This is a genomic window from Serratia sp. szju (genome assembly GCF_044594185.1).
GTDB lineage: Bacteria > Pseudomonadota > Gammaproteobacteria > Enterobacterales > Enterobacteriaceae > Serratia > Serratia bockelmannii.
Window position 1 is genome coordinate 3,962,398 of the sequence record NZ_CP172576.1, and the last position, 13,306, is coordinate 3,975,703.

General features: G+C 58.9%; 12 protein-coding genes and 1 riboswitch. Of the genes, 8 read left to right on the forward strand and 4 right to left on the reverse strand.

Going from position 1 to position 13,306, the window contains the following annotated elements; genetic code table 11:
* Positions 1 to 26: 26 nt before the first annotated feature.
* Complete coding sequence (locus RE418_RS18700; protein ID WP_043137367.1) at positions 27 to 1,907, reverse strand: diguanylate cyclase domain-containing protein; 1,881 nt, start codon at positions 1,905 to 1,907, stop codon at positions 27 to 29.
* Positions 1,908 to 2,087: 180 nt separating this feature from the next.
* Positions 2,088 to 2,163, forward strand: a riboswitch (Fluoride riboswitch).
* Between the two features lie 40 nt (positions 2,164 to 2,203).
* Between RE418_RS18700 and RE418_RS18705 the strand changes: the two genes are divergently transcribed.
* From RE418_RS18705 to eno, 3 genes are read left to right on the forward strand one after another with little or no spacing between them, the layout of a single operon-like run.
* Positions 2,204 to 3,169: a DHHA2 domain-containing protein gene (locus RE418_RS18705; protein WP_080287115.1), complete on the forward strand. Its 966-nt coding sequence runs from the start codon at positions 2,204 to 2,206 to the stop codon at positions 3,167 to 3,169.
* Positions 3,170 to 3,172: 3 nt separating this feature from the next.
* Entirely contained in the window at positions 3,173 to 3,601 is a 429-nt protein-coding gene (locus tag RE418_RS18710) for a universal stress protein (protein ID WP_025302833.1), read from the forward strand.
* Between the two features lie 16 nt (positions 3,602 to 3,617).
* Positions 3,618 to 4,901 carry a phosphopyruvate hydratase gene (gene eno, locus RE418_RS18715; protein ID WP_043137369.1) on the forward strand — a complete coding sequence of 428 codons (1,284 nt, stop codon included), beginning with the start codon at positions 3,618 to 3,620 and terminating at the stop codon, positions 4,899 to 4,901.
* Here the strand turns inward: eno and RE418_RS18720 are convergent.
* The gene (locus tag RE418_RS18720; RefSeq protein ID WP_025302831.1) at positions 4,898 to 5,305 is read right to left on the reverse strand and encodes a MerR family transcriptional regulator; all 408 of its coding nucleotides are present in this window, start codon (positions 5,303 to 5,305) and stop codon (positions 4,898 to 4,900) included. The two genes, eno and RE418_RS18720, sit on opposite strands and share 4 nt — an antisense overlap.
* A gap of 70 nt (positions 5,306 to 5,375) precedes the next feature.
* On the opposite strand from RE418_RS18720, the gene RE418_RS18725 reads away from it, so the two are divergent.
* The 3 genes from RE418_RS18725 to RE418_RS18735 all read left to right on the forward strand — a co-directional run bounded on the left by RE418_RS18725 (position 5,376) and on the right by RE418_RS18735 (position 9,972).
* Positions 5,376 to 6,596 (forward strand): NADH:flavin oxidoreductase/NADH oxidase family protein, encoded by a 1,221-nt coding sequence (locus RE418_RS18725; RefSeq protein ID WP_025302830.1) that lies wholly within the window; start codon positions 5,376 to 5,378, stop codon positions 6,594 to 6,596.
* A gap of 505 nt (positions 6,597 to 7,101) precedes the next feature.
* Entirely contained in the window at positions 7,102 to 8,484 is a 1,383-nt protein-coding gene (locus RE418_RS18730; protein WP_071826114.1) for a diaminobutyrate--2-oxoglutarate transaminase, read from the forward strand.
* 18 nt (positions 8,485 to 8,502) lie between these two features.
* Positions 8,503 to 9,972 (forward strand): aspartate aminotransferase family protein, encoded by a 1,470-nt coding sequence (locus RE418_RS18735; RefSeq protein WP_043137457.1) that lies wholly within the window; start codon positions 8,503 to 8,505, stop codon positions 9,970 to 9,972.
* 76 nt (positions 9,973 to 10,048) lie between these two features.
* Here RE418_RS18735 and RE418_RS18740 read toward each other — a convergent pair whose 3' ends face one another.
* Together RE418_RS18740 and RE418_RS18745 are read right to left on the reverse strand one after the other, a co-directional pair.
* The gene (locus RE418_RS18740; RefSeq protein WP_089180901.1) at positions 10,049 to 10,576 is read right to left on the reverse strand and encodes a carboxymuconolactone decarboxylase family protein; all 528 of its coding nucleotides are present in this window, start codon (positions 10,574 to 10,576) and stop codon (positions 10,049 to 10,051) included.
* Between the two features lie 3 nt (positions 10,577 to 10,579).
* Positions 10,580 to 11,497, reverse strand: coding sequence for a cyclase family protein (locus RE418_RS18745; protein WP_235614442.1), 918 nt, complete (start codon positions 11,495 to 11,497; stop codon positions 10,580 to 10,582).
* Here RE418_RS18745 and RE418_RS18750 point away from each other — a divergent pair.
* Both RE418_RS18750 and RE418_RS18755 read left to right on the forward strand, forming a co-directional pair.
* Positions 11,496 to 12,302, forward strand: coding sequence for an AraC family transcriptional regulator (locus RE418_RS18750; RefSeq protein ID WP_226905806.1), 807 nt, complete (start codon positions 11,496 to 11,498; stop codon positions 12,300 to 12,302). The genes RE418_RS18745 and RE418_RS18750 overlap by 2 nt on opposite strands.
* Positions 12,303 to 12,371: 69 nt before the next feature.
* Positions 12,372 to 13,304, forward strand: coding sequence for a LysR family transcriptional regulator (locus RE418_RS18755; RefSeq protein ID WP_089180900.1), 933 nt, complete (start codon positions 12,372 to 12,374; stop codon positions 13,302 to 13,304).
* Positions 13,305 to 13,306: the final 2 nt, after the last annotated feature.

The window sequence follows — 13,306 nt, forward strand, 5'->3', positions numbered from 1 at the left end:
ACCCCGAGACGGTCACCGTTTCACGCTCATAACTCGCAGATGGCATAAGTGCCCTTACCGGCCGATTTCGCCTGATACATCGCGCCGTCGGCGCGGGTCAACAGCATCTCCTCCGTCACGTCAGTGTGTGAGGAAATCGCCGCCCCCAGGCTGGCGGACAGGCTCACCGTCTGCTGCCCGATCTGCGAAATATCAGCCAGCCGCGCCAACACGTTTTCGCAAAATTCGCTGACCTCGCGCTGCGGTTCCGCCAACGGCCACAGGATGACCGTGAATTCGTCACCGGCCAGGCGCGAAACGCTATGGCGCTCGCCGGCGCAGGCGCTGAGCAACCTGGCGAACGTCTTGAGGATCAGATCGCCGAAGTCATGGCCATAGCTGTCATTGAGGGCTTTGAAACCATCGAGATCGATGAACACCAGCGCCATTTGCCGCTGTTCGCAACAGGCCTGCACCGTGCTGGACAACCGACGCAGAAAAGCGCGGCGGTTGGTCAACCCAGTCAGCATGTCGTGCGTAGCATCGTACTCCAGCCGTTGCTGCAGGCGCTTCAACTCGGTAATGTCCATGGACAGAATGTAAAACCCCTGAGCCTCGCACGGCACCAGCGTAGTGTGGATCATCAGCAACCCCTTCTGGGTCTGGAGCTCATTTTCGAAGCTCACCATTTCCCCCGCCAGGGCCCTGTCTATCATCGGTTTCGCTATCTGATAAACGTTCTCCCCCATAAAATCGCGCACCGTCATTCCTCTAAGGCGGCTTTCTTCCAGGCCAAACCAGGTTTTATAGGCGCTGTTAGCGAACAGGTAGCGTTCATTACCGTCGATTTGGCTGATCAACGCCGGCATGTTGTCAGTAATGGCCCGCAGGCGTTCCTTCTCCGTGCTGAGCTGATATTCGGCGAGTACCCGGGTTTCAATCTCTTCGTTGAGTTTCTTGACGACCACGTTCAGCTCCCGCGTGCGGATTTCGACGCGTTGTTCCAGCTCGTGTTGCAGAGAGAACAGATCGGCCTCCGCCGCCTTGCGCTCGCTGATATCGACGATAACCGAGATGAAATGATCCGGTTTGCCGTTAGGCAGCCGGTTTAACGCCACCGTCAGCTGCACCCAGACGATCGAGCCATCGGCACGGAAATAGCGTTTCTCCAGCGAGTAAGTACTGATCTCGTTTCTCAGCAGTTGCTGCAGTTTTTCTAGATCGGTGTTGAGATCGAGCGGATAGGTAATGTCCTGAAAGGTGCGATCCATCAGCTCGCGCTCGGAATAGTGCAACATTTCGCAGATGCGCGGATTGACCCGCAGCCAATACCCCTGCAGCGACACCAGCGCCATCCCTACCGCCGCCTGGGCGAAGGTCTGTTCGAACAAGGCTTCCGAGCGTTGCAGGTTGGACTTCAGGTTTTCGGTATAGACATGGCGTTCAATGCTCTGCAGGTACTCTTCCACCACGGCGGCGAAGTCGTGCAGGTCGGCCACCTGTTCCGGAGAAAACGGCTGCGGCTGGCTGTCGATAATGCACAGGGTGCCGAGCGGCAAACCGTCGAGCGACAGCAGCGGTTGCCCAACGTAGAAACCGATTCGCGGCCCGCCGATCACCAGCGGATTGTCGAAAAAACGCGGGTCGTTGGCGGTATCGGGCACCACCAGCGCTTCACGTTGCAAGATCGCATGGCCACAAAATGAGATGTTACGCGGCGTTTCCCGGACATCCAGACCGTAGCGCGATAGAAACCATTGGCGATCCCGGTCGATCAATGACACCAGCGCAATGGTGACGCCGAAGTATTTCGCCGCCAGCCGTGTAATACGATCCAGTTTTTCCACCGAGTTCGAATCCAGCACGTTCAGCGAGTTCAGTACCGACAGACGTTCGGCTTCGTTTTCGGGGAAGCAGGGTTCAAGCATGTTGTCTCCCATTGTGTCACCCACGGATCCGGCGCAGCCAGCCTGCGTGATTCCGTTCAGCCTATCCGTCGGTTAGCGGCAAATATCCTTGTCCATCATAGACTCACTCAGTATCAATCCGATTGCGCATTCTCGCCAGCTTTGCCGGGCGTTGCGTTTGCCACCGCGCTGCGCTACAGTCGTTCACAAGGTGATGGTGTTCCACCTTTCCCAACCGCCGCGTTCGCTCGAACCGGATGATGACGCCTGATATACAACTTCGCTTTATTTTTTAGGCAGGTATGTCAGGAGTCGCTATGAATGAAATCTCACGTATTACCCCTTTTCCGTCCCAGCCTGATCTCGCCGTGCGGGAAATGCCGCTGTACGTTTTCGGCCATAAAAACCCCGACAGCGACAGCATCTGCAGCGCGCTGGTGGTCGCGGACTGGCTCAATCACCTCGGCAAACCGGCCGTCGCTTTCCGCCTTGGCGAATTGACGCCGGAAACCCGCTACATACTGGCCGCCGCCGGCGTACAAGCGCCTGCGCTGCTGAAAGGCGATCTCCGTGACCGCAAAGTCTGGCTGGTGGATTTTACCGACGTCGAACAAGGGCCGGCCTCATTGCCCGACAGCGATGTGGTCGGCGTTATCGATCATCACCGGCTGGGCACCTTGATCACCCGCAACCCGCCCGATGTCTGGATCCGCGCCGTTGGCTGTTGCGCCACCGTGATCCTGTCCATACTGACGTCAGATACGCCGATGCCGCTTTCTTCCGCCCAGGCCACGCTGCTGCTGGGCGCGATTTTGAGCGATACCGTTGCGCTGAGCGCACCGACCACCACCGAACAGGATCGGGTGGCGGTCGCGCGGTTATGCGCAATCTCTCACGTTGACTATGACGCCTTCACCGCCGGATTGCTTGCCGCCAAAACCGATCTTTCGGGGCAATCCGCCCCGCAGTTGCTGCACCGTGACGCTAAGAATTACCGCATCCATAGCGTCTCGCTGCTGCTGTCGCAGATAGAAGTGCGGGCTATGAGCGATATCGATCCGCTGTTGCCCGCGCTGCAACAGGCGCTCGATCAGGCTAAGCAGGAGGCCGGGCTGGAGATGGCCGCGCTGCTGGTTACCGATATCACCCGCCACCGCTCTACCCTGTATTTCTCGTCGAACCGGGTGCTCGCCATTCGGCAGGTGTCGCTGCCCGGCATGACGAGCCGGAAAAAAGAGGTTTTACCGTGGTTAACCCTACAGATTGCTAACGCAGGGAGATAAGTCATGTCGCTCTATCAACATGCTTTACTGCTGGTGCAGGATGAACGCGACGGCCGGCTGCTGTTACGCCATGCCGAACGCCTCAATCAGCAGATGAATACGCGCATTACCGTGGCGCACATCAGCGCCGACTATGCCGAGCTGGACTACCTCAGCGATGCACAAACCAAAGATCGCCAGTCCAGCGAGGTGATCGCTGCCAAAGCCATGCTCAGCCGGCTGGTGGAAGACTGCACAATCCCCCTGGAGGTGCGCGCAATTGTCAGTATTCACCGCTTCAAAGACATCGAGGCCCTGATTGCCCGTGAAGGCGTCGATCTGTTGCTGCTCGGCCATCAGAACCGTCCGTTCGGCGTCTTTGCCTCCTTCGGCTTCGAGTTCATTAACCATTTGTCGATCGACGTGCTGATAAAGCACGTGCCCACTCCCTAGAATGAGGTGATCATCCATGAGCTATGAAATTGAAAACGTAACCGCCAGAGAGATCCTGGATTCGCGCGGCAACCCCACCGTCGAAGTTGAAATGACTGCGGCGGGCGTCGTGGCACGGGCTTCGGTTCCCTCCGGCGCCAGCACCGGTTCACGCGAGGCGGTGGAACACCGCGACGGCGATCCGCACCGTTACGGCGGCAGAGGCGTACTGGAGGCGGTGCAAAGCGTCAAAACGGCGATCAATGAAGCGCTGCGCGGGGTGGATGTACGCCAACAAGGGGAGATTGACCGCCGGTTGATCGCACTGGACGGCAGCGAGAACAAGAGCCGATTGGGGGCCAACGCCCTGCTCGGTGTTTCTCTGGCCGCCGCCCGCCTCGCGGCGCAATTGTCGCAGCTGCCGCTGTATCGTTATCTGGGCGGTCTCGGCGCCAACCTGCTGCCGGTGCCCTGCATGAATATCATCAACGGCGGCGTGCATGCCCGCTGGCAAGGTGCGGACTTTCAGGAATTTATGATAGCGCCGCTGGGCGCGCCGTCGCTGCGCGAGGCCGTGCGCTGGGGCAGTGAAGTTTATCAGGCGCTGCGCCAAATTCTGTTGGAGAAAGGCCTGTCGGTCGGCGTTGGCGACGAAGGCGGTTTTGCGCCGGCGGTTGCCTCGAACCGGCAACCGCTGGAGCTGATCGTACAGGCGATAGAGAAAGCCGGTTATCAACCGGGAGACGATATCGCCATTTGCATGGACCCGGCCTCGAGTGAATTCTATGCCAACGGCAAATACCGCCTGCGCAGCGAAAACGCTGAACTGGATGCCGAACAGATGACGGCCTATTACCAGCGGCTGGTGCAAGATTTTCCCATCGTGCTGATTGAAGACGGTTTGGCCGAGGACGACTGGGCGGGCTGGCGCATTCTCAGCGACGCCCTGGGCGATCAGGTGGAACTGGTCGGTGACGATCTGTTCGTCACCAACGTGAAATACATCCAGCGCGGGATTGATGAAAGATTGGCCAATGCGGCGCTGATCAAGCTGAACCAGATTGGCACGCTGAGCGAAACTTTCGCCGCCGTGCAGCTTTGCCAGGCAAATGGCTGGGGCGCCTTTATCTCACACCGCAGCGGCGAAACCGTCGACAGCTTTATCGCCGATATGACGGTTGCGATGCGAGCTGGCCATGTGAAAACCGGCGCGCCGTGCCGCGGCGAGCGGATCGAAAAATACAATCAGCTGATGCGCATCGAAGACCAATTGGGCATCGCGGCGGTATATGCCGGGCGCGCCGCCTTTAAACACCGTTAATCTTTGCAGGCCGGCCACGCACCGGCCTGTTTTTCATTTTTTGCGCGGCATAATCCCGCCACGCCGGATTCCAACAGAATACGCCGCGTCGCCATCAACGTCTCACGCTGCTCGTTCAGCGTCGCCATCATCCGCTCGATTTCCGCCAGCCGGCTGTCGACGCCCTGTATCAACCCATCCTGATAGGCGCTGCCCTGCAGCGCCAATACCCCGCGGATCGCCTGCAGCGAAAACCCCAGATTCTGGCCGATTTGGATCAGGTGCAGCCGCTCCAGCGCGCTTTCGCTATACACCCGATATCCGTTAACGCCGCGCACCGCTTTGGGCAGCAGACCCTGCTGTTCGTAGTAACGTATCGCCGAGGCGGCCATGCCGGCGCGCTCCGCCAACTCTCCGATTTTCATGCCCTATTGACCTTAAAGTTAACTTTAACCCTAGTATAGCGCCATTCCCCCTGCGACAGGAACGTACCCGATGTTTACCCCACTGATTCTGCCCAACGGCAGCCGCTTACCCAACCGTCTGGCCAAGGCCGCGTTGGAAGAAAATCTGGCCGATGAGGGCCAACTGCCCGGCCCCGCGCTATGGCGCCTGTATCGCCACTGGGGTATCGGCGGCGCCGGCCTCATCATCACCGGCAACGTGATGATCGACGGACGCGCCATGACCGGCCCCGGCGGCGTAGTGTTGGAACAGGATACGCCGCTCGAGGCGTTCAAAACCTGGGCGGCGGCCTCGCGCCAAGAAGGCGCACAGGTATGGATGCAGCTCAGCCACCCGGGCCGTCAGGTGATGGCCAACATGGGCGGTAACGCCTGGGCGCCCTCCGCCATTCCAATGGCGATGGGCAAGTACAGCAAGCAGTTTGCCCCGCCGCAGGCCATGAGCGAAGCGCAGATTGCCGAGGTGATCGCCCGCTTCGCCGCCAGCGCGCACGCCGCCGAACAGGCCGGGTTTACCGGCGTGCAGATCCATGCGGCGCACGGCTACCTCATCTCCCAGTTCTTGTCGCCGTTGTCTAACCAGCGCAGCGATCGTTGGGGGGGCGAGCTGGCGAATCGCGCCCGCCTGCTGCTGGAGGTGGTGCGCGCGGTGCGCCAGCGTGTCTCGCCAGGCTTTTGCGTGGCGGTCAAACTGAACTCCGCCGATTTTCAGCGTGGCGGCTTTTCGCCGGACGAGGCCCGACAGGTATTGTTGATGCTCAACGAACTGCCGGTCGATCTGGTGGAGTTGTCAGGCGGGAGTTATGAGAGCCCGGCGATGCAGGGCGAAGCGGCGGACGACAGCACCCTGGCGCGCGAAGCCTATTTTCTGACCTTCGCCCGCGATCTCGCCGCAGTGGCCCGCATGCCGGTGATGACTACTGGCGGCATCGCCCGCCCGTCGGTGGCGCAACGGGTGCTGAACAGCGGCATCGCGGTGGTCGGCATCGCCACCGCCATGGCGGAAATTCCCGATCTGCCGCACCGCTGGCAAACCGGCGAAGCCCCTCATGCGCTGCCCGCGCCGGTAAAATGGCGCGATAAAACGCTGACGCTGCTCGCCCGTATGGCGCTGATCAAGCGCCGCATGCACGCCCTGAGCCGCGATCGGACGCGCAACGTGCGTTACTCCCCGCTGTGGTCGCTGCTCATCGACCGGTGGCGCACCCGCCGCACTCTGCGGCGCTATCACGCCTGGTTACGGCAACGTTAATAACCGCGGTGCCGGCAGACTCGCCGGCACCGCACAAAAATCCCGCTTTTTTGATCGCGCTACGTAAAATCTGCAAGAAATCACCACTCTGGGTACTGCGCTTTTAACGCTCGACCGCTTATATTCATCACAAATTTTGTGTATATAACCGCTATAGGACTTAAGGTGGTGAATAGATGAAAATAAGCCGCTATTTTCTATTTATGTTATTAATCGGAAATTCACCTTAATAATAAATGCATTAAAGAAGTAGCCAAAGGAAAGCAGAAAAGGATTTTTACGCAATGTTAAAGAAATGTTGTTTTTTGCTGGCAAAACCAACGGTCAACAAATCAACAACATATTGATGAGCCTAAGAAAAAACTAAACAATTCAAAACAAAATCGGCTATTGAGTCCCAGGCAAAAAAGCCATATATTGGTCGCGCTTTTCACAAGGCAGTTACTTTTCTAATTCATTAATTCAATCGTTGCGTCTTGAGACCTTCGGTTGTAGGAGAGATATGATGACGGATAAAGTCCGTATTGATACTTTAGTTGCAAACTCATTAAACGGAAACAATGAAACCTATTTGGCGCGTCAAGCCGAATTTGAGTCGAATGTTAGGAGTTATCCGCGCAAATTGCCGTTGGCAATTGCGAAAGCCCAGGGCGTTTGGATCACTGATGTTGAGAATAATCAATATCTTGATTGCCTGGCCGGGGCGGGAACGTTGGCTCTTGGACATAATCACCCCGACGTCCTGCAAAGCATCCAAAATGTCATTACCAGCGGCTTGCCGTTACATACTCTCGATCTCACGACCCCGTTGAAAGATCGTTTCTCCGATTACCTGCTCTCTCTGTTGCCTGGCGAAGGCAAAGGGTATTGCCTGCAGTTCTGCGGCCCGTCCGGCGCCGATGCGGTGGAAGCCGCGCTGAAGCTGGCGAAAAAGCACACCGGCCGTTCCGGCGTGATCAGCTTCTCCGGCGGCTATCACGGCATGACCCACGGCGCGCTGTCAGTCACCGGCAACCTGTCGCCGAAGGCGGCGATCAACGGCATGATGCCGGAAGTGCAGTTCATGCCTTATCCGCATGAATACCGCTGCCCGCTGGGCATCGGCGGCGAAGCCGGCGTCAAGGCGCTGACCTACTACTTCGACAACCTGATCAACGACGTGGAAAGCGGCGTGCGTAAACCGGCGGCGGTGATCCTGGAAGCCGTTCAGGGCGAAGGCGGGGTTAACCCGGCGCCGGCCGAGTGGCTGCAGCGCATCCGCAAAGTGACGCAGGAGCATGGCATTCTGCTGATCATCGACGAAGTTCAGGCTGGTTTCGCCCGTACGGGCAAGCTGTTCGCCTTCGAACACGCCGGCATCGAGCCGGACATCATCGTGATGTCGAAAGCGGTCGGCGGCGGCTTGCCGCTCGCGGTGCTGGGCATCAAAAAAGAGTTCGATGCCTGGGAACCGGGCCACCACACCGGCACCTTCCGCGGCAACCAGCTGGCGATGGCCACCGGCCTGACCACCCTGCAGTACCTGAAAGAGCATAAGGTCGCCGATAAAGTGGCCGCTCAGGGCGAATGGCTCAAAGGCAAGCTGACCGAGCTGCAGAAACGTTATCCGGTGATCGGTCACGTCCGCGGTCTGGGCCTGATGATCGGCATCGAGATCGTCAAGCCGAACGAAGCGCAGGATCACATGGGCTGTTACCCGGCCGATGGCGAGCTGTCCGCGCTGCTGCAGAAAAAATGCTTCGAATCCGGCTTGATCCTGGAGCGCGGCGGGCGCAACGGCTGTGTGCTGCGCCTGTTGCCTTCCCTGCTGATCACCAATGATGAGCTGGGTATTTTCCTGGATAAATTTGAGCAGGCGCTGTTGGCCGCCGGCGTCAAGCCTGTCTGATTGGAGCGAATGACCGCGATGTCCAAGTTAAACCCGATTCTGGCTTCCTCGGCGCACAGCGCCGAGGCTTACCGCCAGGCGATCGCACAGAGCAGTGAAGCCGTCGTGCAGTGGCTGCAACAGCCCGAAATGTATCAGGGCAAAAGCGTTGCCGAACTGCGCGAGCGCATCCAGCTAGACTTTACCCCGCAAGGCCTGGGCAACCAGGCGGCGATCGAGCGCGCCATCGAGTACTTTTTGAAAGACAGCCTGTCGGTGCACCACCCGCAGTGCGTGGCGCACCTGCACTGCCCGAGCCTGGTGATTAGCCAGGCTGCCGAAGTGCTGATCAACGCCACCAACCAGAGCATGGACTCCTGGGATCAGAGCCCGTCGGCCACGCTGATCGAAATGAAGCTGATCGAGTGGCTCCGCGCCCAGGTCGGTTACCCGTCCGGCGACGCCGGGGTGTTCACCAGCGGCGGCACCCAGAGCAACCTGATGGGGCTGATGCTGGCGCGCGACGCGTTCTTCGCGCGTCAGGGCCACTCCGTGCAGCAGGACGGTCTGGTGGGCGATCTGCGCAAGCTGAAGGTGTTCTGTTCTGAAAACGCCCACTTCTCGGTGCAGAAGAACATGGCGCTGATGGGCCTCGGCTATCAGTCCGTCACCCTGGTGAAAACCGATCGCTTCGCCCGCATGGACGTGAACGATCTGGCGGAAAAACTGGCGCAGGCCAAGGCCAACGGCGAGCAGGTGATGGCGATTGTCGCCACCGCCGGCACCACCGACGCCGGTGCCATTGACCCGCTGCGCGACATCGCACGGCTGGCGGCGGAGCAGCAGATTTGGGTGCACGTGGATGCGGCCTGGGGCGGCGCGCTGCTGCTTTCCGAGCAGTACCGCGACTACCTGGACGGCCTGGAGCTGGTGGACTCCATCACCCTGGACTTCCACAAGCAGTTCTTCCAGACCATCAGCTGCGGCGCCTTCCTGCTGAAAGACGAGCGCCACTATGAGCTGATGCGCTATCAGGCGGCCTACCTGAACTCCGAGTTCGACGAAGCGCAAGGCGTGCCGAACCTGGTGTCCAAGTCGCTGCAGACCACCCGCCGCTTCGATGCGTTGAAGCTGTGGATGGGGCTGGAAGCGCTCGGGCAGAAGCAATACGCCGAGATCATCGATCATGGCGTGACGCTGGCGCAACAGGTGGCGCGTTACATCGCCGATCAGGAAGCACTGGAACTGGTGATGCAGCCGCAGCTGGCCAGCGTGCTGTTCCGCTACCGTCCGGCGCAACTGGCGGCGAACGGCGATGCGGCCGTCGCGCTGTTCAACCAGCGTATCGGTGACGCCCTGTTGGAATCGGGCCGCGCCAACGTCGGCGTGACCGAGTTCGATGGCGTGACCTGCCTGAAGATGACGCTGCTGAACCCGATCGTGACGCTGGAAGACATCAAGCTGCTGCTGGCGCTGGTCGAGAAAACCGCCCAGCAGCTGCCCGCGTAACCCTCTGCCACTGCGCATTAAAAGCCGATAACCCCAGGTTATCGGCTTTTTTATTGCGCTCACGCCGTGCGCGTATTCAATCCGTTGACATGTTTTCCCAGGATGTCGCTTGTAGGTCCAGATCGATTTCCAGCGTTTCCAAAAAGCGCGCCGTCATCATGTAGTGCCCAATCATTAATGCCAGTTCAGCCAGTTGAACCTCGTCATAATAGCGCCTGACCGCGTTAAATGTGTCGGCAGAGACCTTCACCTGCTTCACGCATTCATCGACAAAATGCAAGATGGCCGTCTCTCTGGCGTCGATGCCCACACCCTGCTCTATTTTCTCGATGTCGTCATCGCGCCACCCCGCAAGGATCGCCAGCGGATAGTGTTGCATACGCTCATAAGCGCTGTGGCTTAACGCGCCAACCCTTAATATGATCATTTCCCGATCTTTATCACACAGTCGCCCGGCCGGAAAAGAAGCGCCCAGGGACAGATATCCCTGCGCCGAACGGCTGGTTTTCAACAGACCCAGCGTAAGATTGGCGGGAAAACGGGCATATTGCTGCTGCTGCTCAGCCGTTAATTCACTCACTGCCGGCAGTTTTATTCTGGCCATCGCTTATTCTCCCGCTTGAGCTTCGATAATTGCAACCGGCCGAGCCCAGCCGGCGGATGCCTTATAAACCTTCACCGGCAGACTGATCACGTTAAATCCACAGGGCGGCAGCAATTCAAGATTGCACAGTTTTTCAATCTGGCAATAAGGATATTGACTGCCGGCATAGTGCCCTTCCCAAATAAGCGAAATATCGCCGCTTTGTTCAAATTTGGTGCGCGTATGGCTGAATGGCGCGTCCCAGCTCCAGGCATCGGTGCCCACCACCCTGACTCCGCGTTCAGTAAGATACAGCGTCGCTTCACGGCCCATGCCGCAACCGCGATGGATAAAATCTTCGCTGCCGTAACGCCCGCCGGCCGCCGTGTTGACCAAGACAATATCGCCGGCGGCGATAGGATGGCCGATCCTCGCTAATTCACGCTCAATATCATGCGCAGTGGCCACATAACCGTCGGGAAAATGCCGGAAATCCAATTTGACGCCAGGGCCGATACACCATTCCAGCGGTATTTCATCAATGGTTTTTGACGCCGATCCGTCATCCATATGCGAATGGTAGTGATACGGGGCGTCCATATGCGTTCCCGCGTGGGTGCTCATGCGGACAAATTCCACCGCCCAGCCCTCCTGACGCGGCAGCGCTAAGGGATCCAGGCCGGGAAATGATTCCGCCAGCTGCAACGCTCCGCGCTTGTTGTCAACATACTCGATTTCCGGCAGAAACCGCTCCGGATCGGAAGCGATCCCGCTCATCAGCGGCACCGAAAGATCAATGATTTTACCGTACATATTGTTACCTTTATCCAGGGGAATGACCTGCCCAGAGTAAGCTTTCCCCATAGAATAGAAATGCCGATTATCAGACAACTTATTGTTATAATAGGAAGGCGCAGCCATGAACGGACAGGAAGGCGTCATGAAACCGTCAGAATTGACCGGGGAAATCCCAATATCGATTTGGTTCAGAAATAAATCCTGGCCGGCAGGAACGCAATTCCCTTTACAGGCGTTGCCATGGGGCAAACTGATGTATTCCATGAAAGGGTTGGCGGAAATAAATATTGAGAACAATATTTATTTATCCACACCGGAATATGCCATTTGGCTCCCCGTTAATACCGAACATGAATCCGTAGCAAAGAGTGCAATTGACTATGTCATTCTTCATGTCAGCCCCTCGCTATGCCAATCCTTACCGAGCAGACCGCAAACCCTGCGGCTGAATAAGATCGTCAAAGCGGTGCTGGCCGATTTTTCAGAAAGGCTTATTGGCTATCCGCACACGCCTCAGGACCAGACGCTGGTTACCGCGTTGCTTGAGCAGCTGGCGCTGTCGGAGCGTTTTGACAGCTACCTGCCGCTCGGCAGCGATGACGTTGTCAAGATCATGACCGAAAAGATGAGCGCCGCGCCGCACGATCTCAACACCCTGACACAATGGTCGGGCATGCTGGGCTTGAGTGAGCGTACGCTGTCGCGGCGATTTCTCGCCGCTACCGGCATCTCTTTCAATGAATGGAAGCTGAGAAGCAAAACCCTCATGGCGATGACGCTGTTACAGGAAGGGAAAGCCGTCAAATATGTCGCCTCTACCCTGGGATATAACGATCCGTCCGCGTTTATCGCCATGTTCAGACGGCAAACGGGCCAGTCCCCCTCCGGTTTTTTAGCGGTAAGTCATGGCACAGCGAAAACAGGCTCAGGCATAATGCATGGCGACTGATGCAGCATTCGCACGCACAAACTGCATCGAACGCCTTCCCCCCTATTCAGCACGACAGGATGCGCACGCATGACCGACCCTGATTTCAACCTGCTGATCGCACTCGACGCGCTGCTGACGGCGGGCAGCGTTGCCGGCGCGGCGCGGCGTCTCGGTTTAAGCGCCTCGGCGATGAGCCGCACCCTCAGCCGGCTGCGCACGGCCACCGGTGATCCTCTGTTGGTGCGCGCCGGCCGTCATATGGTGCTGACGCCCTATGCCGAAACGCTGCGCGAGCGGGCGCGGCACGCGACGTTCGAAGCCCGCGCTGTGTTGCGTCCGGCGCAGGGAGCATTGGATCCCGCCGCGCTGGATCGTACCTTCACGCTGCGCGCCAATGACGGCTTCGTCGAGGCCTTCGGCCCGGCGCTGATCGCCGCCGCCGCCGAACAGGCGCCGCGGGTGCGGTTGCGCTTTGCGCCCAAGCCGGAGAAAAGCGACCGCCCCCTGCGTGAAGGTCTGGTCGATCTGGAGATCGGCGTGTTGGGTGACATGGGCCCGGAAATCCGCCTGCAGGCGCTGTTCCGCGATCGCTTCGTTGGCGTGATGAGAACCGCACATCCGCTGGCGCAACAGCCAGAGATTGGCGTCGCCGACTACGCCGCCTGCGGCCACGTGGTGGCCTCGCGCAGCGGGCGCATTCTCGGGCCGGTAGATGCCGCGCTGGCGGAGCTGGGGCTGGCACGCCATATCGCCGCCGTGGTGCCAAGCTTTCCCGCCGCGCTGGCGGTGGCGCAAGCCTCAAACCTGTTGGCGTTGCTGCCCACCTCTTTCCTGCAGGCTCAACCTGCCGATGGCCCGCTGCGCGTCTTCGAGCTGCCGGTGAAAACGCCGCCCATTACCGTCTCGCAAATGTGGCACCCGCGCCTGGACGCCGAGGCAGATCACCGCTGGCTGCGGCAGTTGGTGTTGTCGGTTTGTCATCGGGAGGCGCAGCCCTCGGTGAATGACAATGTCACCTAAAA